1 protein-coding gene and 1 pseudogene are annotated in these 1804 nt (G+C 44.7%); one reads left to right on the top strand and one right to left on the bottom strand.

The window, feature by feature from the left end; all coding sequences use genetic code 11:
* Nucleotides 1–25: 25 nt before the first annotated feature.
* Nucleotides 26–1426 carry a membrane-bound lytic murein transglycosylase MltF gene (gene mltF, locus B4K20_RS04435; RefSeq protein ID WP_289282019.1) on the bottom strand — a complete coding sequence of 467 codons (1401 nt, stop codon included), beginning with the start codon at nt 1424–1426 and terminating at the stop codon, nt 26–28.
* Nucleotides 1427–1584: 158 nt separating this feature from the next.
* Here mltF and B4K20_RS04430 point away from each other — a divergent pair.
* Nucleotides 1585–1804: pseudogene (locus B4K20_RS04430) on the top strand (U32 family peptidase); the annotation flags it as partial.

The following is a 1804-nucleotide window of genomic DNA, read 5'->3' as shown; positions in this document are numbered from 1 at the left end:
CTCACTGCCGCTCAGCCGGCATTTTTTACAATGCAGCGGGTAACTTTTCATCAACAGCCGGAATAGATTGTTCTATTGGTGTGATGATATCTTCATGATGCAAAATAATATTTAAATAGCGTCGAGTATTTTGTACATACCTCACGGGTTCATTGCCACGTGCATAACCATGTCGAGTCTTTGAGTACCATTTTTTCTTAGAAAGTAAGGGCAGGTTTTCTCTAACATCTGTCCAGGAATCAGGATTTTTGCCACGAGTCTGAGTGATGACTCGTGCATCTTCAAGATGACCGAGCCCGGTGTTGTATGCAGCCAACGCAAACCAGGTGCGGTCAGGATCTTTAATACGTTTAGGCAGTCGACTATACAATGAGGCTAGGTAGGCTGCGCCTGCAAAAATACTTTGTTCAGGATCTTCCCGGTCAGTGACGCCCATCTGCTTGGCTGTGGCGCGGGTAAGCATCATCAATCCCCTCACACCTGTGCTGGATACGGCTTCAGGGTTCCAATGGGATTCTTGATAAGCCATCGCAGCCAGTAAGTGCCAGTCGAAGCCATACTCATCCGCTGCTGCTTGGAATAGGTCTTTATAGAGTGGTAAATGCGTCTGGATACGACGATGGATGGCACGTGTGTCGACATAATCAAAGCGCCGGATGTGCCCATAGTATTTCTCAATCAGTTTATCGAGCTCGCCTGATGCTTCCATATCATGAAAGAAGTCCACGACTTCGAGATAGAGTGACTCGTCATTTGTTGGCGACATGGCCCATGCAAGCGGTTGCGGTTCAGATATATCAAAGGCTACACGTAACTCAGGGAACAAAGACTGGTTGGCAGACATCTCATTTGAGTCAACAATCGTGTAATCAATCAGTTCTAGCTGAACCAGTTCAAGTAAGCCTCGACTATCTAACTCTTGATTTTCACGCCAGCTGAGTTCGGGTATTTCTTGCTGTAATTCATGTAATTGTTCGACGTGACTGCTATCTGCGACCACTTCAAGTGTGCCAGTGATGATGTCAGTGATGTCTTTTGGTTTTTTGCTGCCGTGTTTATAAACAAGCTGCTGTGTGACTTCATGATAAACGGGACCAAAACGTAATAACTCTTTACGCTGCTCTGTAACGGTTAAACCGGCCGCCGCGATATCTGCTCGACCTTGTTCAATCATATGCAGCATCGTGCCAAGGTTATCCGGCACGATAATCTTGAGTTTGACACCGAGGCGATCGGCAAATCGCTCAGCCAGCTCGTATTCAAAACCTGCCAGAGCTTCATTGCCCTTAACATAATAGCTGGTGAGACTATAGCGACTCAGTACACGTAACTTGCCACGTTCTTTTATTTGCTCGAGTTGTGGTGGTGTTTCTCGACATGCCGTTAATAGAACGGTTGCTAGTAGAGAAATGATCAATATTCTCAAAGAGCTTCCTTAATGTATTACTTGGCGATGATTATTACCTTATATTGAATTGAATGCATCCATGCGTGAGCTGTATTTGTGATGAGACTACTGTTTTTATTGGTTTTTTGTAGATTTAGATTATAATTACCCACTTTTTTTATATGGGAAATCATGCGATGAATGCGCCGGAATTACTATTACCAGCAGGAAGCTTGCAACATATGCGTTATGCCTATGCATATGGTGCCGATGCCGTTTATGCCGGTCAGCCGCGCTATAGTTTACGAGTGCGTAATAATGATTTCCATAAATTACCCGTCTTGCAGCAAGGTATTGAAGAAGCACATGCCTTGGGTAAGCAGTTTTTTGTGGCAAGCAATCTGATGCCACATAATG

The sequence above is a fragment of the Methylophaga sp. UBA5088 genome (assembly GCF_002414625.1).
GTDB lineage: Bacteria > Pseudomonadota > Gammaproteobacteria > Nitrosococcales > Methylophagaceae > Methylophaga > Methylophaga marina.
Note: the sequence above shows the minus strand (reverse complement) of the source record. Positions and strands in the feature narration are given on the sequence as shown.